This is a genomic window from Bradyrhizobium sp. UFLA05-153, assembly GCF_054185185.1.
Map to the genome: position 1 here is coordinate 21,378 of NZ_JBBIAM010000024.1, position 26,734 is coordinate 48,111.

Below are 26,734 nucleotides of genomic sequence, written 5' to 3' on the forward strand. Positions count from 1 at the left end.
GCAACTACAATCATTTAGTGGAGTTGCATGGAGCTGTATGGAGCGCTATGGAGTGTACCTTCTCCCCTTGTGGGAGAAGGTGGCGCGAAGCGCCGGATGAGGGGTTCTCTCCGCGAATTCACCGCGAGAGATGTGTGCGCGGAGAGAGACCCCTCACCTGAATGAGCACGCATCTGCCTGCGGAGTTGCCCTCTCCCACAAGGGGAGAGGGCACAGCAATGCGCAGCGCGTTTGTTGCGTTTGACCTTAATCCGCCTGCCTTGCGCTCTTACGCTGGCGTAAAGCTATCAGCGCAAATTTTAGGGAATTTTGCTCGGAAAAACTGATTTGCCGATTTTACCGAATTCTCGCGTTTTACGGCTAGCGTGGTTCCCAGAGGAGTTCGGCGTCCTGCCAAGCGGACAGGGCGGCCTGCCAAGAACTGGGGACATTCGCCATGAACGAAGCGAAATCGCTTCTGCAGGATCTGGATGACGCGATCGCGCGCGGCACCGACGAAAGCCGTGCACGTGCGTTGTGGCATGCGACCGACCTATTGATCACCGGCCGCTACAGCGCCGACGAGATCAGCATGTTCGGCGAGGTGATCGGCAAGCTCGCTGACGAGATCGAGGTGGCGGCGCGGGCGCAGCTCTCCGATCTGATGGTCGCCTGCGACCACGCCCCGCTCAACGTGTTGCATCAGCTCGCCTTCGACGACGAGATTGCGGTCGCCGGCCCCGTTCTGCGCGAGTCCGACCGGCTCGACGAGAAGACGCTGATCGAGAACGCCCTGCGCAAGGGGCAGGATCATCTGCTGGCAATCTCCCAGCGCAAGTCGATCGGCGAAGCCGTGACCGACGTGCTGGTCAAGCGCGGCAACCAGGAGGTCGTGACCTCGGTCGCCAGGAACGAGGGCGCGCGCTTCTCGGGCTCCAGCCTGTTGCACATGGTGAGGCGCGCCGACGGCGATTCGATCCTCGCCGAGCAGCTTGGCCTCCGCAAGGACGTGCCCCGGCACATCTTCCAGCAGCTCATTGCGAAAGCGTCGGAGGACGTCCGCCGCCGGCTCGAGAGCGAGCGGCCGGAGATGATGTCGCAGATCCAGAGCTCGGTGACTGGCGTCACCGGCGACCTGCAATCGAAATTCGGACCGTCCTCGCGGACCTATTTCGTCGCCAAGCGCGTGGTGACGACGCAGCACCGCCAGGGCAACCTCAACCAGGATTCGATCTCGAACTATGCGCGCCAGCACCGTTTCGATGAGGTGCAGATCGGCCTGTCGCTGCTCTCGGCGCTGCCGGTCGACGTGATCGAGCGCGCGCTGATGGACCGCAATCGCGAGATGCTGCTGGTGCTGTGCAAGGCGCTGAATTTCTCGTGGGATACGACCATGTCGCTGCTGTTCCTCGGCGCCAAGGATCATCTGATCACCGCGCGCGACCTCAAGGACAATGAGCGCGACTTCGGCCGGCTCAAGATCGAGACGTCACGCAGCATCCTGAAGTTCTACCAGTCGCGCAAGAACAGCACCGCTGCCGATCCGGCGGCAGGCCGCAGCGCCGAACTCCAGATGCACTGAACAGGGAATTGGCAGGGGAGTATTTGCCATGTTGCCTCAATTCGGCACCGCAGCCCGCAAGAATCTCAACAAGACCCTCAACAAGCCGCTGAGTGCCGATGCCGGCGGAGCGAAACCGGACAAGGCCTCGGTCGATGCGGCCTGGCTCGTGCTCGAGGCCGCCAACGATCTCGGCGACCACGCCGCCGTGGAAGCCTGCCGCCGGGTGATCGACGCCGACCTCAACGGCGCCGCCGCCGGCCGCTCCGACCTCGATCTGGTGCTGGATTATTTCCGCTAGGGGTAAGTCTGCTGACCGCCGCGTAGACTCATTGGCAAGTCGCGCTCACCGAGCGCAGCAAAAGAGCGTCCGCTAAGACTGTAGGATGGGTAGAGCGAAGCGAAACCCATCATTCCTCCCCTGATCAGGCACACCTCTGTCATCGTCCCTTGCTCCGGCTACCGAGGGCGGCGTTGATCTTGATCAATAGTTTGGGCTGAGAACCACATGCAATGACCTGCTTCGTCCGCGGGCAGATCGATCGTGGCGATTCCCGGCCTCGTTTCTGTGCCTCACAGGTATCGCGCTTTTGGGCGGTGATGGTCCCCGCGGGCCATTTTCTTGAGAGGGGAGCACTGCCATGCGCGATTCTGCTGACCGGCCGAGCGTGATGCACGCCCATTTGCGAACCCCGCGAGCCGCCGCCATCGCGGGTGTCGTGTTCTCGATCCTGCTCTTTGCAGTCTTCCTGCTGATGCGGCATTCGGTGCCGCGGGATCCCATGGAAACGGGCGCCTGGCTGCACACCGGAACGACCAACGTCGTGATCGCGTTGAATCTGGTGCCTTTTGCGGGAATAGCCTTTCTCTGGTTCGTCGGTGCACTCCGCGACAGGCTTGGGCAGCGCGAGGACCAGTTCTTCGCAACCGTATTTTTCGGCAGCGGTCTTCTGCTCCTGGCGATGCTGTTTGCGGCAGCGGCCGTCGTGGGAGCGATCATACTCGCGTTTCACGCCGCCCCGGAAGTCCTGGTCAATTCGGCGACGTTCCATTTCGGACGCGCACTGGCCTACGGAATGATCAACATCTACGTGGTGAAAACAGCATCCGTCTTCATGATCACGACGTCGACGATCGGCGTCTACACCGGCCTTACGCCGCGCTGGCTGGCGCTTGGCGGATACCTGATCGCAGCGATCCTTTTGATTGGCAGCTACTATTTCGATTGGAGCATCGTGGTATTCCCAATTTGGGTTCTCCTGATCAGCGTCAGCATTCTGACCGACAAGAACGCCGCAACGACGGGGTCGCCCGCGTAGCCTCGCCGAGGCGAGGCGCTGCGAATTCCTCAAAGGGCGGCGAGGACGAGAAGCACGAGACCCAGGATGGTAAATCCGACCAGGCCATAGGTGATCGTCCATGCCAGGCTGTCACGCGCGAGCTTGATCCCGAGCCACGGCAGCACGCGCCTGACGATCGACGTCGAGGCGGCCGTGAGCAGGGCGCATCCGACGGCCATGGCAACAAGCATGGACCAGGGCGGATCGACGAGACCGGGCGGCACCAGCCAGGTGGGCGCGGCTGCCCTCCAATGCGTGAGCAGGATGGATGCGCCGGTCCCCCACACAAAGGAATGCACGAACGTCTCGCCGAGCGAGTCGGGAACGAGCCGTATCCCGACCTTGCGCAACGCCCACTCGGTCATCCTCTCACTGGTGAAGAAGATGAACAGGCCGAGATCGAGCGGAAATCGCGTCCGCAACAAGCCTGCGATGAGGCCGAAGAACAGCACATGAAAGATGAACGACACGAAATATTCGGGGGCAGCCCATTCGGAGCCGGATGGCTGTGCCGATGCTTTCGAAGGGCCGGCCGCCGGGACGCGTGGGGGCGGAGGCGCCGGCGGCGTCCATTGGCGTGGCTCCTTGCGTGGCTGCATTGATTTAATCCCTGCGGAAGGATGGATAACCTGGCATGCCCCCCGCATGGACCGCCACTTCGAACGCTGTAGTGGGATTAGTCGTCGATAGCGCGGGACCGGTTCAGGCGCGAACGGCATCCCGGCGACGCGCCAGATCCGATGATGCCGTAGCCCGGATGGAGCGAAGCGCAATCCGGGGCGGCTGTGGTCGCTGGTGCGGGATCCCGGATTTCGCTTCGCTCCATCCGGGCTACGCGTGCTGGTCCAAAAGACTGTCCATTCAAGCGCGCGCGACGAGATGCGCACGCGAGGGCGCGGGCTCGAATTCGTCTGCGAAATATTGCGTTTCGTGCGCCACCAGTCCCTCGCGGAATTCCATGATGCTCACGGCATAAGAGGGGATGTCATCATAGCTGAGCGTGAATTCAGTCACCCAGAGATCGCCGCCGCCAACAATTCGCCGGACCGCAAAGCGCTTCCTGTTCGGCTGCACGAACCGGCTCTCCCTGATGTTATGCCGGCCACGGATCCGCTCGCCGGACTGCGGATAATCCAGCACGGCATCCTCGCGGTAGATGTCATGCTCGACGTCGAAATCGCCGGCATCCGACGCATTCCAGTGACGCTCCAGCGCAAGCCGCACGGTCCGGTCATCCATATGAGCCTCCTGCATGGGGGCGCCGAGCAAAGCATGGAAGAAAGCGCCACGCTAGCGGGCGTGCTGAACGCGCGGCTTCAAGTCTATCAAGCCCCGATCCACAAGCGTGCGGTGGAATCGGCGTTTCCGTTCGGAGGCCGATGCAAAGTAGGTTTCTCCGCAATCGTCAAGCAAGCTCGCACGCGTGGCGAATATTGGGTCAAGCGGGAGGCCCGCACGTTGCAACGCGACGGTTCCAAGAAAAGCGATATCGAGGTCCGCGCCCCGTCCGGGGTCGAACTGGGGGATATTCAAAGCCTCGATCGCGTAGAACGTGCGAAACGGACGCCGGCCGTCTCCCGGACCTTCCAGGTGGCGATCGATCCGTCTCGTCAATACGGGTTGGTGGTCTCCATAGTGCATCACGAGGACAGGGCGCCCCGGAAACCTGTTTGCCAGCTTCTCTCTGAGCTTTTGCCAGGTCGAGGCGGTCTCGACGAGCCGCGCGTAGTATTCGGCATATTCGGCATCGGCGAGGCTGGCCATGGCAAAGGCGCGCTCACGCTCAAGCTGTCCGGGCGGCACAAGCCGCCGATTATGCGGACCGTGATTGAAGTTGGTCAGCACGTAGAGAAATCGAGGTGATGGGTCGTCGACAATCCTCTTGGCATGAGCATCGATCACCGCTTCCAGAAACGTCGCGTCCGAATTTGTCGCGTCGAAACGCCTGATATCAAAGGGTGGCGGAAAATCGTCGATGAAGATGCGTTCGTCGATGCCGATCGAGCCGTAAAACTCGTCGTAGTCGAGAAAGTCGCGACGACAGCTCGATGTGAGTGTCGTCTTGTAGCCGAGCGAGGCCAACGAGCGCGGCAGGCTGCTGTGGAACCGGCCGGCGCCTTTCCTGAAGAGGTAGTAGGCGCTTGAACCGAAGCTGGCGCTCGAAAGACCGGTCAGCAGGCTGAATTCCGACTGCCACGAGCCGCCACCGTAGATGTCCACGTTGAGGCGCCCGAATTCCCCCTCTGCCGGAGACAGGAACGCTTCGACGACCGGCTCGATGGGCAGTCCAAAGATGCGCGGGTCGAAGATCGACTCGTGCTGGATGACGATGATGTCCGGACGGTCGCCGGAGCGCTCGGGAATCGCCTCCTTCAGCGTCAGCGGTTCGTTTGCGATATCGCTCAGAGCCAGCCCATTGAACTGCCGCCAGGACGCGGGGTCGATGAGCGAGGCCATGAAGGTGGAATAAAAGCACCGCCCTTGCGTCAGCGTAAGCCGCAGGGACGTGGCGCCCTTTATGGCGGAAGCCTTCGCAAAGCCGATGAGTGCAAGGCAGAACAAGGGAATTCGAAAGGCCACAGAAATCGGAGATCCGGCGGCGTAGACCAGAACCGCGATCGAAGCGAGAGCGAGCAGGATGCCGGCGAACAGGACACCCAGCATCATGCGTGGGTATTGCAACACAAAGAATGGGACTGTGCCTGCAAACGCAAGCGGCAGATCGGAAACGATCAGTTTGAGTGCGCTGTGCTTGAATTTGACGATCGATACACCGGCGATTGCGACTGCCAGCACGCCGGACAGCAGGATCGCTCTCTCGAGATCGGCAACGAAAACCAGCAGCAGAGCTGCGTTCAGGAAGAGCGCTGCGATCGCAAACAGCAGGTGCTCAACGCTGCGCTCTGTCAGCGCAACGGCGCAGATGGTCGTCACAAGTGCCAGGGTCAAAGCCATGGCAGCAGAATGCCCTGAGCAATCGGTTTCTTCAATTTGGCTCGCGGGCTCTGATGGTTTTTTGTGGACCATCGCCAGTCAAACTTGGGCGCTGACGGCGGGAACCGGCCGGGCATTGATCTAGCTCAATGGCTTGTGAGGGCCCTTCGGAGAGGTGGCGTCGGCAAACATTCCCGAATAGCATCGGGCGTCCCAAGGAGGGCGCGATGGACAGGACGGACCGGTATATCGCCCAGGCCAACATCGACCACTATCTCAGCCTCCTGAACAGCGCTGATCTCAGCGAGAAAAATCGCGACACGATCATGAAGCTGCTGCTCGCCAACGAGGACATGCTGAGCCATGATCTCGAGCAGCTTGAATTCGCCGAGCGTAGGGCGGCCAATGGCCGAAACCGCGTAACCTACCTTACAATTCTGCGAAATAGCTTTGTTGCGGGGTCAGCGGATCGCGAACAAGCCGACAAGTTGCTCGCGAATTTCGAGGCCATCCAGCGTCAGTTGGAAGCCTTTTGTCACAGGATGCGTGAAAAGGTGAATTCGCGTCCGATGTGACGAACGTCTTCGTGCGGCGCGACCATGGTTGAGAGGCGTTTTCGAAAGACCGCGGATGGCGTGCCCGGGCAGAAGCCGCACCGCAAACGTCCCGCTGACCGAGAGGATGAGGAAAGAAGCGACGAGGCTCGTCGCGGCCAAGCAACGAGCCTCGCGCGAGCCTCAATAGCAGGGCGGATACGGATAGTAGCCACAAGCCCGGCGATAGCCGTAGGCACCATAGGCTGCGGCTCCTGCCGCCGCCGCACCGTAATAGGCGCGACGATGTACTCTGCGGTTGACGCCTGCAACGCTCATGGGCGTCAGTGGCCGCCCAACGCGCGCCTCGGCGCGATCGACGGACACCGACAGCGCCTCCGTCGGCGAATAACTGAACGACAGAGGGGCTGCCGTTAAGAGCGCGGCACTCACGATCAGTCCAAGAAACCTGGCATGTCCAGTCATTTGCTCTCTCCTTGCAGGACGATGAGAAGACGTGACATGCGACCGGGTCCCGCCATTGATCGAAATCAATGCGGAACCGGCGATCGGTCGGGGTTGACGAGCCTTGATGTTGCAAGCTGGGCGCGACTCAGTGCCGGTGATTTGCCCGACGTGTCAACGGATTTTCCGAATATGCAGGGGCGGCGTCGGCCGCCGCCGGCTACTTTGCATGGGGTTGTTTTCGAGATTTTGGTTTTGGGGGCCGGAGGCTCCGCGAAAGCGAGCCCGCCGAACGTAACGTGAAGTGTTAGCCGGCGCCCAGCGCCACTGCGATGTTGTAGGTCGCAAGGCTCGCGGCATAGGCCAGCGCCAGCATGTAGGCGAAAGTGGTCGCCATCCATTTCCAGCTTCCGGTCTCGCGCCGGATCACCGCGAGCGTGGAGGCGCATTGCGGGGCAAAGATGTACCAGGCGAGCAGCGACAGGGCGGTTGCCAGCGACCATTTCGTCGCCAGCACCTGGCCGATCTGCTCGGCCGCTTCCTTGCCGCCCTCGATCGCATAGACGGTGCCGAGGGCTGCCACCGCGACCTCGCGCGCCGCCATGCCCGGGATCAGCGCCACCGCGATCTGCCAGTTGAAACCGACGGGCGCGAGCAGCGGCGCGATCGCCTTGCCGAGGATCGCGGCGAGGCTGTAGTTGATGGCGGGGTCCGCGGCGCCCACCGGCGGCTGCGGGAACGAGGCCAGGAACCAGATCAGGACCATCATCGAGAAGATCGTGGTGCCGGCGCGCTGCAAAAACATCTTTGCGCGCGTGAAAATGCCGATCGCGATCGATTTGAGCCGCGGCATCTTGTAGTCGGGCAGCTCCAGCATGAACGGCGCCGGCGCGTAGTCTCGCAGCATGAAGAACTTGATCAGGAACGAGACGAGAAGCGCGCTGGTGATGCCGGCGGCGTAGAGCCCGAACATCACGAGGCCCTGGAGATTGACGAAGCCCCAGACCTGCTTGGCCGGAATGAAGGCGGAGATGATCAGCGTGTAGACGGGAATGCGCGCCGAGCAGGTCATCAGCGGTGCGATCAGGATCGTGGTCAGGCGGTCGCGCCTGTTGTCGATCACGCGCGTCGCCATGATGCCGGGAATCGCGCAGGCAAAGCTCGACAGCAGCGGAATGAAGGCGCGGCCGTGCAGGCCGGCGCCGCCCATGATGCGGTCCATCAGGAAGGCCGCGCGCGCCATGTAGCCGAAATCTTCAAGCAGCAGGATGAACAGGAAGATGATGATGATCTGCGGCAGGAACACGATGACGCTGCCGACGCCGGAGATTACGCCGTTCTGCAGGAAGCTCTGCAACAGGCCGGCGGGCAGGGTGTCGTGCACGAACTGCCCGAGCGCGTCGAACGAGGACGACAGCAGCTCCATCAGCGGCTGCGCCCAGGCGAACACCGCCTGGAACATCACGAACAGGATGAGGGCGAGCACGATGAGGCCGCCGACGGGATGCAGCACCACGGCGTCGATCCGCGCGGTCCAGGTGTCGGGCCGGCTCGGCAGGCTCACTGTGGAAGCGATGATGCGGTCGGCCTCGCGCTGCGTGGCGCGTAGCTCGGCGACGCTGAGCGGCCGCCACGTGTTCTCTTGCGGCTCGGGCTGAATCTGCGCCGAGATCTCGTCGGTCAGCTTGAGCAGGTCGGCGGTGCCGCCCTTGCGCACCGCGATCGAGGTGACCACGGGCACGTCGAGCGCGTTGGCCATCTGCGCCACGTCCACCGTGATGCCGCGGCGGGTCGCGATGTCGAACATGTTGAGCACCAGCACGATCGGCCGTCCGGTACGCTTGAGCTCGAGCAGAAGGCGGATGGTCAGGCGCAGATTGGTGGAATCGGCCACGCACAGCACGAGATCGGGCTGCGTCTCGCCCGACGCCTTGCCGAGTACGATGTCGCGGGTGATCTCCTCGTCCGGGCTGCGGCCGCGCAGCGAATAGGTGCCGGGCAGGTCGACCACCGAGACCTGGCGTCCCAAGGGAGTGACGAAGAAGCCTTCCTTGCGCTCGACGGTGACGCCGGGATAGTTCGCGACCTTCTGCCGGCTGCCGGTCAGCGCATTGAACAGCGAGGTCTTGCCGCTGTTCGGCGTGCCTACGAGGGCCAGATGCAGCAGGGGAGCTTCCATGGGATCAAGGTCCGGTCGCTATCTACGCGACGATGATGGCCATGGCTTCGCGACGGCGCACCGCGATGGTGACGTTGTCGACGCGCACGGCGATCGGGTCACGGCCGACGATGCCCTCGTGCAGGATCTCGACCTTGGCACCCTCGACGAAGCCGAGCTCGATCAGGCGGCTTTCCAGCTCGACGTCCGACAGGGCCGAGCCCGCATCGCTGGCGGAAAGATGCTGGATGACGCCCGAATAGCCGCGTTCGGCCAGCCCCAAGGGCAAACTCGAGGGTGAACCCGAGGGCATGTGCGTGGATATTTGCGGGCGCGTGATCTTGTCGTCGGTCATGCCCTGTATTTTCAACGGCAGCGGGACAGGTCAAGCGCGCTCACGCAGCCGCGCCCGCACCTTAGAGTGATTATAAAGTGCGGGTCTCGCGACGGGTTTTGTCGAGCGCCTTCGCGCTCTATTGCGCCGGGACCTTCTGCTCGGGCAGGACGGCCATGGCGCGGGCCTTGAAGTAATCCAGCACGAACAGGCGGATCGCGGACGACAGGTTGCCCTGCTGGCGGTTGTTGTCGATCTCGCCGACCAGTTCCGACAGCGTCATGTTGCGCAGGCCGGAGATCTCCTTCATGCCGTTCCAGAAGGCCTCTTCCAGGCTGACGCTGGTCTTGTGGCCGGCGACGACGATCGATCGCTTGACGACGGGCGATTTCATGGCTGTTCCTCGCGCTCGATCCGATGCTGATCCAGGCGCTCCTTCGCTTGGGCCTCGCGCTTCTCCTCCGCCGATCGCTCGGCCTTGGTGCGGCCGAACTTCGCCCGGTTGGCCTCCGCCTGCTTCTCCGAGGCTTCCCGCTCGGCGCGCTTCCGGAAGCGGTTCAGGTTGATGACGTTCCCCATGCCGCGTCTCCATCAGCCGGTCCTCGGCAGGGAGGATGAAATCTTCAGAAATGATGCGCTGCGTTGCGTCCCATGAGACTTGATCGCCATTTGGTCCTCGTCAATCGGCCTCTGATACCATCAAACAATCAATTTCGCCCGGTCGTGGGCAAACACCCGCCTAGCATGCGCCAAGGCCAGAACATTGACGGTAATCAAATCCCCTTGCCCGGATCTTATATTTCTTGCCATTTTTTCCTCCGTATCTTTACGGAGGTCTAGCGAAATTCGGCAATTCAACCGGGACGGGTCATCTTCTCGGGCTGGACCAGCCGCTCGAACTCGTCGGACGACACCAAGCCGAGCCGGAGCGCCTCTTCCTTTAACGTGGTACCGTTGGCATGCGCCGTTTTCGCCACCTTGGCCGCATTGTCGTAGCCGATCTTCGGCGCCAGTGCCGTGACCAGCATCAGCGAGCGCTCCATCAGCTCGCGGATCCGCTTCTCGTCGGCGCGGATGCCCGTGACGCAATGCTCGGTGAAGGAGCGCGCGGCGTCGGCCATCAGCCGGATCGAATGCAGCATGTTGTAGGCGAGCACGGGCTTGAAGACGTTGAGCTCGAAATGGCCCTGGCTGCCGGCCACCGTGATCGCGGTGTGATTGCCGAACACCTGGCAGCACACCATGGTCATCGCCTCGCACTGGGTCGGGTTGACCTTGCCGGGCATGATCGAGGATCCCGGCTCGTTCTCAGGGAGGATCAGTTCGCCCAGCCCCGAGCGCGGGCCCGATCCCAGCAGGCGGATGTCGTTGGCGATCTTGAACAGCCCCGTGGCCACCGAATTGATTGCGCCGTGCACCAGCACGTAGGCATCGTTCGACGCCAGCGCCTCGAACTTGTTGGCGGCGCTGGTGAAGGGCAGTTTCGTGATCCCGGCGACATGCTTGGCGAACAGCTTTGCAAAGCGCGGCTTTGAATTGAGACCGGTGCCGACTGCGGTACCGCCTTGCGCGAGCGGATAGAGATCCTTCACCGCGACCTTCAATCGCGCGATGCCGCTTTCGACCTGTGCGGCATAGCCGGAAAATTCCTGGCCGAGCGTCAGGGGCGTCGCGTCCTGGGTATGAGTGCGGCCGATCTTGACGATCTCCGCGAATGCCTTCTCCTTCTTGCGCAGCGCGCCGAGCAGCTCGGACAGCGCGGGAATGAGATCGGCCGTGATCCGGCCGGCGGCCGCGATATGCATCGCGGTGGGAAAAGAGTCGTTCGACGACTGGCTCATGTTGACGTGGTCGTTGGGATGAACCGGCTTCTTGGTGCCGAGCTCACCGCCGAGCAGCTCGTTGGCGCGGTTGGCGATCACCTCGTTGAGGTTCATGTTGCTCTGGGTGCCCGAGCCGGTCTGCCAGACCACCAGCGGAAAGTGGTCGTCGAGCTTGCCCTCGACCACCTCGCGCGCAGCGCGGATGATGGCATTCGCACGGCGCTGGTCGATGAGGCCGAGCTCGCGATTGGTCTGGGCTGCGGCCAGCTTGACGATGCCGAGCGCATGCACGAGCGAAATCGGCATGCGGTCTTCCCCGATGCGGAAATTCTGCCGCGAGCGTTCGGTCTGCGCGCCCCAGTAACGGTCGGCGGGGACCTCGATGGGACCAAAACTGTCGGTCTCGATCCGGGTGGAAGAGCGGCGTGAGGGGCGGGTCGTCTTGTCCATGAGCACATCCATTCCGCCGCGCAGAATGCGCGCGGCTTCTCGATGCTCATCTATATAGATGGTTTGGCCGCGCTTGCGCTCTCGCGCGCCGCGACCTCAATCATTTCTTGCGGAAGCGATCCAGCCGCACGACCTCGGCGCCGCCTTGGTTGGGCGCGGTCGGCTCGTCCTCGGCTTCCGCCTTCTCGGCAGCCGGCGCGGGGACCGACACGGCCGACGGAGCAGGGGCCGCAGGGAGTGCCGCGGGCGGCACTTCGGCGACATCGGAGGTGTCGAACTGGAGGCCGAATTTCACCGACGGGTCGAGGAAGCTCTTGATCGCGCTGAACGGCACAACCAGGCGCTCCGGGATGCCGCCAAAGGACAGGCCAACCTCGAAGCGGTCCTCGAGCACGGTCAGATCCCAGAACTGGTGCTGTAGGATGATCGTCATTTCGTCGGGGTATTGCGCGAGCAGCCGCGGCGACAGCTTTGCGCCCTCCGCCTTCGACACGAAGGTGATGAAGAAGTGATGCTCGCCCGGCAATCCGTGCGCTGCGGCATCGCTCAGCACCTTCCGCAGCACGCCGCGCAATGCGTCGCGTGCCAGGACGTCGTATCGGATATGATCGGTCGCCATTATGGATCCTGACTATCGGTCCTGTCGTATTTCCCTAGCCGGTGCCGCGCCGACTCGCCAAGCCGCAATGGTACCGCGCCCGACCGGCCAACAGGAGTCCCCGCCCGCGAGAAAAAATGGGCGGGAGAAAAATGGAAGTGGAGGCTTCTGTTGCCAGGTGCCTCCGAACCCCGCCTAGCGGAGCTTAACCCGCTAGGACTTTAAAGTGGTCTTTCAAACTGCGTTACGCAGCCTGAGCAACCTGAGCAACGTTGTCGTTGGCAACTATTGCAGTAGCCCGATAACGGCGGAACAATACCGGGAAAAAGTACGCCCTTTACGCCCTCGTCGATCCTATTTCGCCCCCGCCAAAGCCCGCTTCTCGGGTAGCTCTAGTGGGCTTTGGTGGAGGCGCCGGGTACCGCCCCCGGGTCCGAATGGTTTATTGCGACGACCGTTTATTTCCATAGCCGGCAAGCCGGCATCCCCAATATAGGGGGCAAAGGTCGGGAAAGACAGAGGTTTGATGTGAGTTCCTTTGGATAGGTGCCGGCCGCCCGCAAGGCCGGCCTTGGCGCCGGGATAATCGCCCCCTTAAGCTGCCGCCATGTCCTCGGATTCCGCACCGGCCGTTCAAGAGCCGGATAGTCCCGCCAAGACCGTCCCGCCGGGCCTCTTCGCCCTGTTCATGGCCTTCGCAAGGATGTCGCTGGCCGGTTTCGGCGGCGTCCTGGTGTTCGCGCGGCGCGCGATCGTAGACGACCACCGCTGGATGACGGCGGACGAGTTCAACGAGACCTTTGCGCTTTGCCACTTCCTCCCCGGTCCCAACATCGTCAACCTGTCGATGGTGTTCGGCTCTCGCCTGCGCGGGCTGGCCGGCGGTATCGCTGCCTTCGCCGGGCTATTGGTGCCGCCGACGCTGATCATGGCGGCTCTGGCCGTGCTCTATGCCCATTTCGGCGAGCTGGAGGTTTTGCGCCGCACCCTTGCCGGGGTGTCCTGCGCGGCGGTCGGGCTGCTGATTGCGGTGGTCTTTCGCATGATGACGCCGCTCTTGAAGCGGGCCGACGCCATCGCCCTCGTCCTGATGGCCGCCGTGTTCGTCGCGATCGGCGTAGCTCGGCTGCCGCTCCAGGCTGTGCTGCTGGTCGCGATCCCCACCAGCATCGCGATCACGGTTGCCCTGCGACGGAAGGTAGCAGCATGAACAGCGACAACCCGATCTGGGCGCTGATCTCGACCTTCGGCCTGATGTCGCTGTTCGCGGTCGGCGGCGCGGCTGCCGCGGTGCCGGAGATGCACCGCATCGCCGTCGACGTGCATCACTGGATGACCGACAAGCAGTTCGCCGACGCCTTTGCGATCTCGCAGCTCTCGCCCGGCCCGAACGTCCTGATCGTCACGCTGATCGGCTATGCGGTTGCCGGGATTCCCGGCGCGCTCGCGGCAACGCTCGCGATGTGCCTGCCGACGGCCCTGCTTGCCTACTATGTGAGCCGCCTCCTCAACCATCCCAGCCAATCACGCTGGCCCGCCATGATCCAGGCTGCACTGGTTCCGCTGTCTATCGGCCTGATGGCGGCAAGCGCCCTGATCCTAGCTCGATCCACCTCGCACACGCTGATTGCCGCGCTGCTGATGGCGGCCGTTGCGGTGCTTGCCTCGGTGTCGCGCGTCAATCCGCTCTGGCTGTTGCTCGCCGGGGGCATCTTGGGTTTTGCTGGCGTTGTGTAATGAAAGTCGCTAGGCAATGATGCTGGTGGTGGGGGTCCAATTCCATCCAATAGAACAACAAGGCTCGTGACTTAGGGGTCGCGGAGGAGACATGCATGGCCGACACGATGGGCCACTCGGCGACAACGACGCGAAACACATCGGTCGCGATCGGCATCGTCCTGCTGGCGTTCGCGCCGCAGATATTCGAATTCATCTGGTCGATCGGCACGATCTTCGGATGGGGTAGCGGGCCTGGCCCGGCAACCGTCCTGATCAGCCATGCGACAGCGTTGTTTGGCGGAGCTCCCGGCGCGATGCTGGGATCTTTTGCTGCCGATGCCAAGAAGACACTGTCTTCCGACGTCCTGCTGGCGCTGATCTACTCCTATCCTCTGATCGTGGTCGCGATCCTCACGCTCTTCATGATCATCCGCGCGCCGCAGGACTATATCGGCGGCATCGTGTTGATGGCGGTGGCCCTGTTCGCGCTGTGGGCCTCGAGCGATCTGCACGGCATGCAGGGCTTCAAGTTCGGTGCGGGCACCGCGCCGCGCATGTTTGGCGGGCTGCTGGTCGCGCTGTCCGCGGCCATCGCGCTGACGGGACTGCTGAGCGAAGGAGCGGGGCTGTCGCATTATTCCTGGCGCGGGCCGCTGTTCGTGATGGCGGCGATTGTCTTCTTCGCCCTGGCGATCCGGCCGCTCGGCCTCGTGGTCACAGCCTTCGTGAGCTTCCTGATCGCGGCGACCGGCTCGCACGAGACACGCTGGATCGAAGCCGCCATCGTCGGCGCCTGCCTGACGCTCGGCTGCGCGCTGCTATTCCCTTACGTGCTGGGATTGCCGATGCCGATGTTCCCGCGATTCCTGGTCCAGTGAGGGCGTGATGGTCGATCTCTTTCACAATCTGGGCCTCGGCTTCGGCGTCGTGTTCCAAGTCAGCTGGTGGTCACCCTGGTGGCTCTTCGGCCTGTCGCTTCCGATCTCGATCAATATCCTGATGTGCCTGATCGGGGCCCTCGTCGGCACGCTGGTCGGCGTGCTGCCGGGCATCGGCACGGTTGCAACGGTTGCGATGCTGCTGCCGATCACGTTCGGGCTGCCGCCGGTCGGCGCGCTGATCATGCTCGCCGGCATCTATTACGGCGCCCAATATGGCGGCTCGACCACCTCGATCCTGGTCAATATCCCCGGTGAAGCGACCTCCGTCGTCACGGCCATCGACGGCCATCAGATGGCCAAGCAGGGCCGTGCCGGTCCGGCGCTGGCGATTGCGGCGATCGGCTCGTTCTTCGCCGGCTGCGTGGCGACCGTCCTGATCGCCGTTCTCGGCGCGCCGCTCACAAAACTCGCGCTGGCGTTCGGTCCGGCCGAATACTTCTCGCTGATGGTGCTCGGCCTGATCTTCGCAGTGGTGCTGGCGAAAGGTTCGGTGCTCAAGGCGATTGCCATGATCGTGTTCGGCCTTTTGCTGTCGATGGTCGGCTCCGACATCGAGACCGGTGCCTCGCGCATGGCCTTCAACATCCCCGAACTCGCCGACGGCCTCGGCTTTGCGACGGTGGCGATGGGCGTGTTCGGCTTTGCCGAGATCATCCGCAACCTCGACGCCGGCGCGGAGATGAACCGCGATCTCGTGCAGCAGAAGATCACGGGGTTGATGCCGACCAGGAAAGACCTGATCGACTCGGCGCCCGCGATCGGACGCGGCACCATCCTCGGATCGATCCTCGGCATCCTCCCCGGCGGCGGCGCGGTCATCGCGTCCTTCGCCGCCTATACGCTGGAGAAGAAGATTGCGAGGAATCCGTCGCGGTTCGGCCGCGGCGCGATCGAAGGCGTGGCTTCGCCGGAGAGCGCCAACAACGCTGCGGCGCAGACCTCCTTCATCCCGCTGCTGACGCTCGGCATCCCGCCGAACGCGGTGATGGCGTTGATGGTCGGCGCGATGACAATTCACGGTATCGTGCCGGGCCCGCAGGTGATGCAGAAACAGCCGGACCTCGTCTGGGGCATGATCGCCTCGATGTGGATCGGCAACCTCATGCTGATCATCATCAACCTGCCGCTGGTCGGCATCTGGGTGCGCCTGCTGCGCGTGCCCTACCGGCTGATGTTCCCCTCGATCGTGATCTTCTGCGCGATCGGCATCTACTCGGTGAACAACGCGCCGGTCGACGTCATTCTCGCAGGTGTGTTCGGCCTCGTCGGCTACTGGCTGATCAAGCACGATTTCGAGCCGGCACCGCTGCTGCTCGGCATGGTGCTCGGACCGCTGATGGAGGAGAACCTGCGCCGCGCGCTGCTGATCTCGCGCGGCGACTGGAGCGTGTTCGTGACGCGTCCGCTCTCCGCCGTGCTGCTCGCGGTCGCCGCCGCCCTCCTGGTACTCACGGTTCTGCCGGTGTTGCGCGCCAAGCGCGACGAGGTGTTCACTGAATCGGAGAACTGAGGCCGACGTTTGCCAACTTGGCCAGTACTATCAAGAGGGTAGGGTAGGGGCGGGACTCAAGTTCCGCCCCTTGTCGTTTGCCGGCGGAACGCTCACTTTTCCGGGTATAATCTGTGCGAGGCAGCGAATCGCTGCTGTTGCAGGACGGGGTCGGCCGCTAAGTTCGCCGACCTCCCAAAAGGCCCATAGCGCACGCACATGCACCAGTATCAGGACCTGCTCGAGCGGATTCTCTCAGACGGCGTCGAGAAGCGCGACCGGACCGGCACCGGCACGCTGTCGGTGTTCGGCCATCAGATGCGCTTCAACCTTGCGGCCGGCTTTCCGATGCTGACCACCAAGCGGTTGCCGCTGAAGGCGATCGTTCACGAGTTGTTGTGGTTCCTCAAAGGCGACACCAACATCAAATATCTGCGCGACAACGGCGTCACCATCTGGGACGAATGGGCTGACGCCAATGGCGATCTCGGGCCGGTCTACGGCCATCAATGGCGCTCCTGGCCTACGGCCGACGGGCGCAGCATCGACCAGATCGCCAATGTCGTCGAGATGATCAAGAAAAACCCGGATTCGCGCCGGCTGATCGTCACCGCCTGGAATCCGGCTGACGTCGAGAAGATGGCGCTGCCGCCCTGCCACCTGCTGTTCCAGTTCTATGTCGCGAACGGCAAACTGTCGTGCCAGCTCTATCAGCGCTCGGCTGACGTCTTCCTCGGCGTCCCCTTCAACATCGCCTCCTACGCGCTGCTCACGATGATGGTCGCGCAGGTCACGGGCTTGAAGCCCGGCGACTTCGTGCACTCGCTCGGCGACACGCATCTCTACTCCAATCATCTGGAGCAGGCGCGGCTGCAACTGACGCGGACGCCACGTCCACTGCCGGTGATGCGGATCAATCCGGACGTGAAGGATATCTTCTCCTTCCGCTTTGAGGATTTCGAGCTCGTCGGCTACGACCCGCATCCGCATATCAAGGCGGAAGTCGCGGTATAAATGTCGCTCAACATCCGCCGCGCGCGCCCGGGCGAGGCCGGGCTCGTTCTCTCCTTCATCCGCGAACTCGCCGAGTACGAGAAGCTCACGCACGAGGTCGAAGCGACGGAAGCGATGATTGCGGAGGCGCTGTTCGGCGCGAATCCTCGGCTCTATTGCGCGCTCACCGAATGGAACGGCGAGGCGGTCGGCTTCGCTGCGTGGTTTACAAATTTCTCCACCTTCAGCGGCCGCCACGGCATCTATCTCGAGGATCTCTATGTGCGGCCCTCGCATCGCGGCAAGGGCATCGGCAAGGCACTGCTCAACTATCTTGCGAAGGAATGCGTCGACAACGGCTGGTCACGGCTGCAATGGGCAGTGCTGGACTGGAACGCGCCGTCGATCGCTTTCTACAAGTCCCTTGGCGCCGTCATGATGGATGACTGGACGCTGTGCCGCGTCACCGGTGATGCATTGACGCGGCTTGCGGGGAGGGCGCGCTGATGGAGATCGTCTTCATCGTCGCCATCGCGGAGAACGGCGTCATCGGCGCGGGCAACGCGATTCCATGGCGGCTGAAATCCGACATGCAGCGCTTCAAGGCGCTCACCATCGGCAAGCCCGTGGTGATGGGCCGCAAGACCTTCGAGTCGCTGCCCCGGCCGCTGCCGGGCCGCACCAACATCGTCATCACCCGCGATGCGAGCTTCCGTGCGGCTGGCGCCGTCGTGACCACGTCCTCGGCTGATGCCTATGCGATCGCGCGCGGCGATGCCCTGCGGCGCTCGGTCGCCGAGATCGCCGTGATCGGCGGCGCCGAGATCTACCGGCAATGGCTCGATCGCGCCGACCGGCTCGAAGTCACCGAGGTGCACGCGCGGCCCGAGGGCGACACTGTTTTTGAGATCAGCAACGTAGATTGGAAGGAGGTCGCGCGCGTCCGTCATCCGGCGGCAGGCGACGACAGCGCCGACTTCTCCTATGTGACATATCGTCGGCGGCAGCAACATTAACCGCTTTGACCAATGTTTACATTGACATTTCCCCAGCGCGGCATAGCTCGGAGGCGGTCAGGCGTGCGTTGTAAGGGGGCAAGGCGTCCCCTATAAAGCCGGACCGGACAAAGCGGGCGGGGGCAATTCCAGACCCTGCCGAGGAGACTGTCGAATGCCGTGGAAGAATCAGGGCGGTGGCCCGTGGGGCTCGGGCTCGAAAGGGCCATGGGGCACAGGCCCGCAACCGGTCGGGCCGAGGCCGCCGGATCTGGAAGACCTTCTGCGACGCGGCCAGGACCGGCTCCAGCAGCTCCTGCCCGGCGGATATTTCAGCGGCATCGGCATCACCGTCATCGTGCTGTTCATCGTCGCGATCTGGCTCGCCTCCGGCTTCTTCCGTGTGCAGTCGGAAGAGCTCGGCGTCGTCCTGCGCTTCGGCAAGCATGTGCGCACCGTGCAGCCGGGCCTGAACTACCATCTGCCCTATCCGATCGAGACGGTGCTGCTGCCCAAGGCGCTGCGTGTCTCGACCATTTCCATCGGCATGACGCTGATCGACGATCCGTCACGGCGCGGCCGCACCATCCGCGACGTGCCGGAAGAGAGCCTGATGCTGACCGGCGACGAGAATATCGTCGACGTCGACTTCACCGTGCTCTGGCGTATCAAGCCCGACGGCGTCGGCGACTTCCTGTTCAACATCCAAAATCCCGAGGGTACCGTGAAGGCGGTCGCCGAAAGCGCGATGCGCGAGGTGATCGGCCGCTCGCAGATCCAGCCGATCCTGACCGGCGCCCGCAACACCACCGAGCAGGGCGTGCAGGAATTGATGCAGAGGACGCTCGACGGCTACGGTTCCGGCATTCTGATCACCCAGGTGCAGATGCAGAAGGTCGACCCGCCGGCGCAGGTCATCGACGCCTTCCGCGACGTGCAGGCGGCGCGCGCCGACCTCGAGCGGTTGCAGAACGAGGCCCAGACCTATGCCAACCGTGTCGTGCCGGAAGCGCGCGGCCGCGCCGCGCAGATCCTCCAGGCCGCGGAAGGCTACAGTCAGCAGACGGTCGCCGACGCCAAGGGTCAGAGCGCGCGCTTTTTGAAAGTGTACGAGGAATACAAGAAGGCGCCGGACGTGACGCGTGAACGGATCTATCTGGAGACGATGGAGCGCGTGCTCGGCGGCTCGGAAAAGCTCGTCTATGACGGCGCCGCGACGGGCCAAGGCGGTGTCGTGCCGTTCCTCCCGCTCAACGAGCTGACGCCGAAGCGGCCGCCGGCCACCTCCGGCCAGCAGAGCGGAGGCACCCGATGAGGTCTCCGGTTACAGGCATCGTCTCGCTGATCGTCCTCTTGCTCATCCTGATCGTGGCCTACAGCTCGGTCTTCACGGTGCAGCAGACCGAGCAGGCGCTCGTGGTCCGGCTCGGCGAACCCGTGAAGGTCGTCACCGAGCCCGGGCTGAACTTCAAGGCGCCGTTCGTCGATAGCGTGATCAGCATCGACAATCGCATCCTCGATCTGGAGAACCCGTCGCAGGAAGTGATCGCCTCCGACCAGAAGCGGCTCGTGGTCGATGCCTTTGCGCGCTACCGCATCAAGAACGCGCTGCGCTTCTATCAGAGCGTCGGCTCGATCCAGGCGGCCAACCTCCAGCTCACCACGCTGCTCAACGCGGCTCTGCGCCGCGTGCTCGGCGAGGTCACCTTCATCACGGTGGTGCGCGACGAGCGCGAGAAGCTGATGGGCCGCATCCGCGAGCAGCTCGACCGCGAGGCCGACGGCTACGGTATCTCGGTCGTTGACGTCCGGATTCGCCGCGCCGACCTGCCCGAGCAGAACAGCCAGGCGGTCTACGATCGGATGAAGACCGAGCGCCAGCGTGAAGCGGCCGAGTTCCGTGCGCAGGGCGGCCAGAAGGCGCAGGAAATCCGCGCCAAGGCTGACCGCGAGGCGACTGTGATCGAGGCAGAAGCCAGGTCGCAGGCCGAGCAGACGCGCGGCGCCGGTGAAGCGGAACGCACCCGGCTGCTCGCGGAAGCCTACGGCAAGGACCAGGACTTCTTCGCCTTCTTCCGTTCGATGTCGGCCTATGAGACCGGGCTGCGCTCGAGCGACACCCGCTATCTGCTGCGGCCGAACTCGGATTTCTTCCGGTACTTCGGTAGCCCAAGCGGCAAAGCGGGCGCCGAAGCGCAGGCGGCGCCGAAACAGTAAGACGATACAAGGGGCGGCGCCAAAGCCGCCCCTTCGCGGAACAAGAACGGCACAAGGGGAGGTTCCAGTCCGATGAGGTCCATAGCGTTTGCCGACTTCCTCATCGGCTTAGGCATCCTGTTTGTGCTGGAAGGCTTGATGTTCGCGGCAAGTCCCGCCTGGATGCGCAAGGCGATGAAGAGCGCGCTTGCAACTCCCGATCACATCCTGCGCGCCGTGGGCATCTGCTCGGCCGTGGCTGGCCTGATCCTGATCTGGTGGATCCGGCACCACTGAGCCCGGCACCTGCAAGGCGAACGCTAAAGTGAAGCGAAGCCGCCGGTTTTTCGCCTTATTATCCGGGTCTTGAGGCCCGTTAACCTCCGTGCTTGCGCCGCCACCCCGTTCGAGCGCAGTCTGGAGAACGAATCCTTAATTCTCTTTCGGAGATCACAATGACCGCTGCCACCATTGCCACGACCCGTTTGCGCCATTGCGTGCGACTTGGGCTGGCTGCGATCGCCATCAGCGCGTTCAGCGCGTTCGGTTCGCCGGCTTACGCGCGCGGACCGGAGGGCATCGCCGACGTCGCCGAAAAGGTGATCGACGCGGTCGTCAACATCTCGACCTCGCAGACCGTCGAAGCCAAGGGCGGCGGCACCAACACCATGCCGCAACTGCCGCCCGGCTCACCCTTCGAGGAGTTCTTCGACGACTTCTTCAAGAACCGCCGCGGTCCCGGTGGCGGCAGCAAGGGTGGCGACAGGGGTGACAACGGTCCGCCGCGCAAGACCAACTCTCTGGGCTCCGGTTTCATCATCGACACCTCCGGTATCGTCGTGACCAATAATCACGTCATCGCGGATGCCGACGAGATCAACGTCATTCTCAACGACGGCACCAAGGTCAAGGCCGAGCTCGTCGGCGTCGACAAGAAGACCGACCTCGCCGTCTTGAAGTTCAAGCCGCCGAAGACGCTGGTCTCGGTGAAGTTCGGCGACTCCGACAAGCTGCGTCTCGGCGACTGGGTGGTCGCGATCGGCAATCCCTTCAGCCTCGGCGGCACGGTGACTGCCGGCATCGTCTCGGCCAAAAACCGCGACATCTCGTCGGGCCCGTATGACAGCTACATCCAGACCGACGCCGCCATCAACCGCGGCAATTCCGGCGGCCCGCTGTTCAACCTCGAAGGCGAGGTCATCGGCGTCAACACTCTCATCATCTCGCCCTCCGGCGGCTCGATCGGCATCGGCTTCGCCGTGCCGTCGAAGACGGTAGCCGGCGTCGTCGACCAGCTTCGCCAGTTCGGCGAGCTGCGGCGCGGTTGGCTCGGCGTGCGCATTCAGAGCGTGACGGACGAGATCGCCGAAAGCCTCAACATCAAGCCGCCGCGCGGCGCGCTGGTCGCAGGTGTCGACGAGAAGGGCCCGGCCAAGCCCGCCGGCATCGAGCCTGGCGACGTCGTCGTCAAGTTCGACGGCAAGGACATCAAGGACCCGAAGGATCTCTCCCGCGTCGTCGCCGATACGGCGGTCGACAAGGAGGTCGACGTCGTCGTCATCCGCAAGGGTCAGGAGGAGACCAAGCGCGTCAAGCTCGGCCGCTTGCAGGATCCCGACAAGGTCCAGGCCGCAGTGAAGACCGACGAGCCGGTGCCGGAGAAGCCGGTGACGCAGAAAGCGCTCGGCCTTGATCTGGCGACGCTGAACAAGGACCTGCGCACGCGCTACAAGATCAAGGATACGGTCAAAGGCGTGGTCGTCACCAATGTCGACGCCAATTCGGATGCCGCCGACAAGCGGCTCTCGGCCGGCGACGTCATCGTCGAGGTGGCGCAGGAGGCTGTCTCCAGCGGCGCCGACGTCCAGAAGCGCATCGACCAGCTCAAGAAGGACGGCAAGAAGTCGGTACTGCTGCTCGTCTCCAACGGCGACGGCGAGCTGCGCTTCGTAGCGCTGAGCGTGCAGTAAGGCACGCTCTCGGCCACACACTCACTGTCATGCTCCGCGAAGGCGGGGCATCCAGTACGCCGTGGCCTCTCCGTGTACGTCGCTGTCTCTGGAATACTGGATCACCCGCATTCGCGGGTGATGACGTCGTAGGAGACGTCAAGCTTCGACAAACTCCTCGCGCTTGTACCCCTGCGCATAGAGCAGCGCGGTGAGATCGCCATGATCGATCCGCGCTGCCGCCGCAGCCGCCACGGCAGGCTTGGCGTGATAGGCGACACCCAGCCCAGCAGCCTGGATCATCGCGAGATCGTTCGCGCCGTCGCCGACGACCAGCGTATCGATCTCATCGAGATCGAACGACTCGATCAGGTCGACCAGCGTCGCGAGTTTCGCCGCGCGACCCAAAATCGGCTCCTTCACTTCGCCGGTGAACTTGCCGTCGCGCACGATCAGCTCGTTGGCGCGGTTCTCCTGGAAGCCGATTTTCGCGGCGACCGCGTTGGTGAACAGCGTGAAGCCGCCGGACACGAGACAGGTATAGGCGCCGTGGGCGCGCATGGTCGCGACCAGTTGGCGTCCGCCCGGTGTCAGCGTGATGTGCTTGGCGAGGACGTCGTCGACGACGCCGACCGGCAGATCCTTCAGCAGCGCGACGCGTTCGCGCAAGGCGGGCTCGAACTCGATCTCGCCGCGCATCGCGCGCTCGGTGATTCCAGCGACATGCGCCTTGAGCCCGACGAAATCGGCGAGCTCGTCGATGCACTCCTGGCCGATCATGGTAGAATCCATGTCGGCGAGCAAAAGTCTCTTGCGCCGGAAGCCGACAGGCTGCACGACGATGTCGATCGGCAGGTCGCCGCGCAGCTCGCGCAACCGCTCTTCAATGGCGTGACGATCGCCTTCGAGGTTATCCTGCGCACCAAAGGGAATGTCGACCGCGACCCCGTCGAACAGCCAGTGCGCGGGCGCGGCCGAGGGCAGCACGGCACGCGCGCCGTCGACGATGGTAGAGTCGAGCGCGGGACTATTGGGGTTGCAGATCAGCGTGGCGACGAGGGACATTTGAGGTTTTCGTGAGCGAGGGGCAAGTGAGCAAGGCCGTGCTTATCGCAGGCCCGACCGCCAGCGGCAAGTCGGCGCTCGCGCTCGAGCTTGCGCTGAATGCCGGCGGCGTGGTGATCAATGCCGATTCCATGCAGGTCTATCGCGATCTGCGCGTCATCACGGCGCGCCCGACGCAGGAGGAGGAGGCGCAGGTCCCGCACCGTCTCTATGGCCATGTCGACGCGGCCGTGAATTTCTCCGCCGGTGCCTGGCTCGCGGATGCGGCGGCAGCGCTCGCCGAGGCCCGGGCGCAAGGCCGCCTGCCGATCTTCATCGGCGGCACCGGGCTCTATTTCAAGGCGCTGACGAAGGGCCTCTCGACGGTGCCGCCGATCCCGCGCGAGGTGCGCGACAGCGTGCGTGCGCGGCTCGAGCAGGGCGGCGTCGAGGCGTTGCATGCGGAACTCGCTGCCCGCGATCCGGCCGCCGCCGGGCGGCTGAATGTGCGCGACCGCACCCGCATCGCACGCGCGCTCGAAGTGGTCGAGGCGACCGGACGCTCGCTGCTCGACTGGCATCGCGAGGGCCAGCCGCCGCTGTTGCCGAAAGACAGTTTCAGCGCGCTGTTTCTCGCTCCCGAGCGCGATGAGCTTTACGCCCGCATCGATGCCCGCTTCGACGCCATGCTTGGGGCCGGCGCTCTCAAGGAGGTCGAGCAGCTCGCCGCGCGCGATCTCGATCCGCTGCTGCCGGCGATGAAGGCCCACGGCGTGCCTACGCTGATCCGGCACCTCCGTGGCGAGATCAGCCTGGACGAGGCGGCGGCGATCGGCCAAGCCGACACCCGCCATTACGCCAAACGCCAGTTCACCTGGTTCCGGCACCAATTGCCCGAGTTCGAATGGGTGAAGCCCGAGGAGGCGAGGGGGTGGCTGGCTGCTGCCGTGAGGGCGGGGTGAGGCGTCTCGCTCAGCCGTCGTTCCGGGGCGCGCGCAGCGCGAGCCCGGAACCCATAACCCCAATCGGGCGAGTGGCGATGATTGCCGGCCATCGCTTCGCGTCAAATCACGGCCTGGGGTTATGGATTTCGGGCTCGCTCGCCTTGCGCGAGCGCCCCGGAATGACGAGCTTTTGCGCTTCCGCCATAAATTCCCTCTCGCCGAACCGCCGGAACGCCGCTACACTTCTCGAAATCGCGCGAAAATGGCCGCATTGCCTTGACATCCGGGCTTTGGCCGCTATGGTTCGCGCAACCTTTGGGAAGCCGGGCCGACCTCATGCGTAACATTATTACCAAACTCCTTATCGTCGTCGTACCCAGGCGCATCGCCGGGGATGGCTAGCGGCCATCCAAAACCGAGCGGTGCGCATGGGGCCTCTTGGGGCCCTTTTTTATTTCCCGAACCAGACCTCGAAGAAGCCGCTGACAACAGCGCATCCGGAGCAAGACAATGACCGAGAACAGCCACGATCCGAACCAGATGACCGGCGCCGCGATGATCGTGCGCGCGCTCATCGATCATGGCGTGACCGACATCTTCGGCTATCCCGGCGGCGCGGTGCTTCCGATCTATGACGAGATATTCCAGCAGAGCGAGATCCAGCACATCCTGGTCCGGCACGAGCAGGGCGCGGGCCATGCCGGGGAAGGCTATGCGCGCTCGACCGGCAAGCCTGGCGTCGTGCTGGTGACGAGCGGCCCCGGCGCCACCAACATGGTGACGCCGCTGACGGACGCGCTGATGGATTCGATCCCGCTGGTCTGCATCACCGGCCAGGTGCCGACCCATCTGATCGGCAATGACGCGTTCCAGGAATGCGACACCGTGGGCATCACGCGTCCCTGCACCAAGCACAACTGGCTGGTGCGCGACGTCAACGATCTCGCCAAGGTCCTGCACGAGGCATTCTACGTCGCGACCTCGGGCCGGCCGGGCCCGGTGCTGGTCGACGTGCCGAAGGACGTGCAGTTCGCGACCGGCACCTACCATCCGCCGCGCAAGTCCGACGTGCACGTCTCCTACGCGCCGCGCGTGAAGGGCGACGCGATGCAGATCCGCAAAGCCGTTTCGCTGCTCGCCAATGCCAAGCGTCCGGTGATCTATTCCGGCGGCGGCGTGATCAATTCCGGGCCTGAGGCCTCGAAACTGTTGCGCGAGCTGGTCGAGGTCACGGGCTTCCCGATCACCTCCACGCTGATGGGCCTGGGCGCCTATCCGGCGTCGGGCAAGAACTGGCTCGGCATGCTCGGCATGCACGGCACTTACGAAGCGAACATGACCATGCATGACTGCGACGTCATGCTGTGCGTCGGCGCGCGCTTCGACGACCGCATCACCGGCCGCGTCGACGCGTTCTCCCCCAACTCGAAGAAGATCCACATCGACATCGATCCGTCCTCGATCAACAAGAACATCCGTGTCGATATCCCGATCATCGGGGACTGCGGCAACATCCTCGGCGACATCCTGCAGGTGTTCAAGGCCGAGGCGAAGAAGCCCGACATCAAGGCGTGGTGGCAGCAGATCGCGCAATGGCGCGCGCGCAATTCGCTGTACTTCAAGAAGAACAACGACGTCATCCTGCCGCAGCACGCGATCCAGCGCCTGTTCGAGCTGACGCGCGGCAAGGACGTCTACATCACCACCGAGGTCGGCCAGCACCAGATGTGGGCGGCGCAGTTCTTCGGCTTCGAGGAGCCGCATCGCTGGATGACGTCCGGCGGTCTCGGCACCATGGGTTACGGCCTGCCGGCCGCGGTCGGCGTGCAGGTGGCCCACCCGGACAGCCTCGTCATCGACATCGCCGGCGATGCCTCGGTGCAGATGACGATCCAGGAGATGTCGACGGCCGTGCAGTACGAGCTGCCGATCAAGATCTTCATCCTGAACAACCAGTACATGGGCATGGTGCGGCAGTGGCAGCAGCTGCTGCACGGCAACCGGCTGTCGCATTCGTACTCGGAGGCGCTGCCGGATTTCGTCAAGCTCGCGGAAGCCTATGGCGGCGTCGGCATCCAGGCGCACAAGCCCTCCGATCTCGACGGCGCGATCAAGGAGATGATCTCGGTCAAGCGTCCGGTGCTGTTCGACTGTCGCGTCGCGGCGCTCGAAAACTGCTTCCCGATGATCCCCTCCGGCAAGGCGCATAACGAGATGCTGTTGCCGGAGCAGGCCAATGACGAGGCCACGGCAGTCGCGTTCGCCGCCGGCAAGGCGCTGGTGTGATGC

Annotated in this window: 28 protein-coding genes and 1 other RNA gene; 17 read left to right on the plus strand and 12 right to left on the minus strand. The window is 63.7% G+C overall.

Translation table 11 applies throughout. From position 1 onward, the window contains the following. Nucleotides 1-436: 436 nt before the first annotated feature. From Q2941_RS16680 to Q2941_RS16690, 3 genes are all read left to right on the plus strand, one after another. Entirely contained in the window at nt 437-1,561 is a 1,125-nt protein-coding gene (locus Q2941_RS16680; RefSeq protein WP_027524409.1) for a DUF2336 domain-containing protein, read from the plus strand. Between the two features lie 28 nt (nt 1,562-1,589). Further along, a complete protein-coding gene (locus Q2941_RS16685; protein ID WP_027524410.1) occupies nt 1,590-1,841 on the plus strand; it encodes a hypothetical protein in 252 nt (83 codons plus the stop codon). A gap of 340 nt (nt 1,842-2,181) precedes the next feature. Next, on the plus strand, nt 2,182-2,859 hold the full coding sequence (locus tag Q2941_RS16690; protein WP_458193149.1) for a hypothetical protein: 678 nt from the start codon (nt 2,182-2,184) through the stop codon (nt 2,857-2,859). A 29-nt stretch (nt 2,860-2,888) separates the two neighbouring features. Here Q2941_RS16690 and Q2941_RS16695 read toward each other — a convergent pair whose 3' ends face one another. The 3 genes from Q2941_RS16695 to Q2941_RS16705 all read right to left on the minus strand — a co-directional run bounded on the left by Q2941_RS16695 (nt 2,889) and on the right by Q2941_RS16705 (nt 5,907). Further along, nucleotides 2,889-3,479, minus strand: coding sequence for a hypothetical protein (locus Q2941_RS16695; RefSeq protein ID WP_458193150.1), 591 nt, complete (start codon nt 3,477-3,479; stop codon nt 2,889-2,891). Between the two features lie 262 nt (nt 3,480-3,741). Further along, complete coding sequence (locus Q2941_RS16700) at nt 3,742-4,119, minus strand: nuclear transport factor 2 family protein (RefSeq protein WP_027524412.1); 378 nt, start codon at nt 4,117-4,119, stop codon at nt 3,742-3,744. Nucleotides 4,120-4,170: 51 nt separating this feature from the next. Further along, on the minus strand, nt 4,171-5,907 hold the full coding sequence (locus Q2941_RS16705; RefSeq protein WP_458193151.1) for a sulfatase-like hydrolase/transferase: 1,737 nt from the start codon (nt 5,905-5,907) through the stop codon (nt 4,171-4,173). Between the two features lie 134 nt (nt 5,908-6,041). Between Q2941_RS16705 and Q2941_RS16710 the strand changes: the two genes are divergently transcribed. Beyond that, the gene (locus Q2941_RS16710) at nt 6,042-6,389 is read left to right on the plus strand and encodes a hypothetical protein (protein WP_027524414.1); all 348 of its coding nucleotides are present in this window, start codon (nt 6,042-6,044) and stop codon (nt 6,387-6,389) included. A 162-nt stretch (nt 6,390-6,551) separates the two neighbouring features. On the opposite strand, the gene Q2941_RS16715 is transcribed toward Q2941_RS16710, so the two are convergent. From Q2941_RS16715 to ssrA, 8 genes are all read right to left on the minus strand, one after another. Continuing rightward, nucleotides 6,552-6,833, minus strand: a complete 282-nt coding sequence (locus Q2941_RS16715) for a hypothetical protein (RefSeq protein ID WP_458193152.1) — start codon at nt 6,831-6,833, stop codon at nt 6,552-6,554. A gap of 286 nt (nt 6,834-7,119) precedes the next feature. Beyond that, on the minus strand, nt 7,120-8,991 hold the full coding sequence (feoB, locus tag Q2941_RS16720; RefSeq protein WP_458193153.1) for a ferrous iron transporter B: 1,872 nt from the start codon (nt 8,989-8,991) through the stop codon (nt 7,120-7,122). 22 nt (nt 8,992-9,013) lie between these two features. After that, a complete protein-coding gene (locus Q2941_RS16725; RefSeq protein WP_027524417.1) occupies nt 9,014-9,325 on the minus strand; it encodes a FeoA family protein in 312 nt (103 codons plus the stop codon). Between the two features lie 118 nt (nt 9,326-9,443). Continuing rightward, nucleotides 9,444-9,698 carry a ribbon-helix-helix domain-containing protein gene (locus Q2941_RS16730; protein ID WP_027524418.1) on the minus strand — a complete coding sequence of 85 codons (255 nt, stop codon included), beginning with the start codon at nt 9,696-9,698 and terminating at the stop codon, nt 9,444-9,446. Beyond that, nucleotides 9,695-9,883 (minus strand): DUF4169 family protein, encoded by a 189-nt coding sequence (locus tag Q2941_RS16735; RefSeq protein ID WP_027524419.1) that lies wholly within the window; start codon nt 9,881-9,883, stop codon nt 9,695-9,697. Before Q2941_RS16735 ends, Q2941_RS16730 begins: the two co-directional genes overlap by 4 nt. Before the next feature lie 275 nt (nt 9,884-10,158). Further along, nucleotides 10,159-11,589, minus strand: a complete 1,431-nt coding sequence (gene fumC / locus Q2941_RS16740) for a class II fumarate hydratase (protein WP_458193154.1) — start codon at nt 11,587-11,589, stop codon at nt 10,159-10,161. 88 nt (nt 11,590-11,677) lie between these two features. Beyond that, nucleotides 11,678-12,196, minus strand: a complete 519-nt coding sequence (locus tag Q2941_RS16745) for an SspB family protein (RefSeq protein ID WP_027524421.1) — start codon at nt 12,194-12,196, stop codon at nt 11,678-11,680. Nucleotides 12,197-12,332: 136 nt separating this feature from the next. Beyond that, nucleotides 12,333-12,697: a transfer-messenger RNA gene (gene ssrA, locus Q2941_RS16750) on the minus strand. Nucleotides 12,698-12,782: 85 nt separating this feature from the next. On the opposite strand from ssrA, the gene Q2941_RS16755 reads away from it, so the two are divergent. The 11 genes from Q2941_RS16755 to Q2941_RS16805 all read left to right on the plus strand — a co-directional run bounded on the left by Q2941_RS16755 (nt 12,783) and on the right by Q2941_RS16805 (nt 22,478). Next, entirely contained in the window at nt 12,783-13,385 is a 603-nt protein-coding gene (locus Q2941_RS16755) for a chromate transporter (RefSeq protein WP_458193155.1), read from the plus strand. Continuing rightward, the gene (locus Q2941_RS16760; protein WP_027524423.1) at nt 13,382-13,912 is read left to right on the plus strand and encodes a chromate transporter; all 531 of its coding nucleotides are present in this window, start codon (nt 13,382-13,384) and stop codon (nt 13,910-13,912) included. The genes Q2941_RS16755 and Q2941_RS16760 overlap by 4 nt, the downstream gene beginning before the upstream one ends. 95 nt (nt 13,913-14,007) lie before the next feature. Further along, nucleotides 14,008-14,772, plus strand: coding sequence for a tripartite tricarboxylate transporter TctB family protein (locus Q2941_RS16765; protein ID WP_027524424.1), 765 nt, complete (start codon nt 14,008-14,010; stop codon nt 14,770-14,772). Between the two features lie 7 nt (nt 14,773-14,779). After that, the gene (locus Q2941_RS16770; RefSeq protein WP_458193156.1) at nt 14,780-16,345 is read left to right on the plus strand and encodes a tripartite tricarboxylate transporter permease; all 1,566 of its coding nucleotides are present in this window, start codon (nt 14,780-14,782) and stop codon (nt 16,343-16,345) included. Nucleotides 16,346-16,543: 198 nt separating this feature from the next. Next, on the plus strand, nt 16,544-17,338 hold the full coding sequence (locus Q2941_RS16775) for a thymidylate synthase (protein ID WP_458193157.1): 795 nt from the start codon (nt 16,544-16,546) through the stop codon (nt 17,336-17,338). Next, nucleotides 17,339-17,824 (plus strand): GNAT family N-acetyltransferase, encoded by a 486-nt coding sequence (locus Q2941_RS16780; protein ID WP_027524427.1) that lies wholly within the window; start codon nt 17,339-17,341, stop codon nt 17,822-17,824. Next, a complete protein-coding gene (locus Q2941_RS16785) occupies nt 17,824-18,333 on the plus strand; it encodes a dihydrofolate reductase (protein WP_458193158.1) in 510 nt (169 codons plus the stop codon). Before Q2941_RS16780 ends, Q2941_RS16785 begins: the two co-directional genes overlap by 1 nt. A 154-nt stretch (nt 18,334-18,487) precedes the next feature. Continuing rightward, nucleotides 18,488-19,627 (plus strand): FtsH protease activity modulator HflK, encoded by a 1,140-nt coding sequence (gene hflK / locus Q2941_RS16790; RefSeq protein WP_027524429.1) that lies wholly within the window; start codon nt 18,488-18,490, stop codon nt 19,625-19,627. Next, nucleotides 19,624-20,529, plus strand: coding sequence for a protease modulator HflC (gene hflC, locus Q2941_RS16795; RefSeq protein WP_458193159.1), 906 nt, complete (start codon nt 19,624-19,626; stop codon nt 20,527-20,529). The genes hflK and hflC overlap by 4 nt, the downstream gene beginning before the upstream one ends. A 72-nt stretch (nt 20,530-20,601) precedes the next feature. Next, the gene (locus Q2941_RS16800) at nt 20,602-20,805 is read left to right on the plus strand and encodes a DUF2065 domain-containing protein (RefSeq protein ID WP_027524431.1); all 204 of its coding nucleotides are present in this window, start codon (nt 20,602-20,604) and stop codon (nt 20,803-20,805) included. Nucleotides 20,806-20,963: 158 nt separating this feature from the next. Then, nucleotides 20,964-22,478, plus strand: a complete 1,515-nt coding sequence (locus Q2941_RS16805; RefSeq protein ID WP_027524432.1) for a Do family serine endopeptidase — start codon at nt 20,964-20,966, stop codon at nt 22,476-22,478. 138 nt (nt 22,479-22,616) lie between these two features. Here the strand turns inward: Q2941_RS16805 and serB are convergent, their stop codons facing one another. Then, nucleotides 22,617-23,522 (minus strand): phosphoserine phosphatase SerB, encoded by a 906-nt coding sequence (serB, locus tag Q2941_RS16810; RefSeq protein WP_458193160.1) that lies wholly within the window; start codon nt 23,520-23,522, stop codon nt 22,617-22,619. Between the two features lie 11 nt (nt 23,523-23,533). Between serB and miaA the strand changes: the two genes are divergently transcribed. Both miaA and Q2941_RS16820 read left to right on the plus strand, forming a co-directional pair. Next, on the plus strand, nt 23,534-24,463 hold the full coding sequence (gene miaA / locus Q2941_RS16815) for a tRNA (adenosine(37)-N6)-dimethylallyltransferase MiaA (RefSeq protein WP_458193161.1): 930 nt from the start codon (nt 23,534-23,536) through the stop codon (nt 24,461-24,463). Between the two features lie 492 nt (nt 24,464-24,955). Further along, entirely contained in the window at nt 24,956-26,731 is a 1,776-nt protein-coding gene (locus Q2941_RS16820; protein ID WP_254111261.1) for an acetolactate synthase 3 large subunit, read from the plus strand. Nucleotides 26,732-26,734 lie beyond the last annotated feature (3 nt).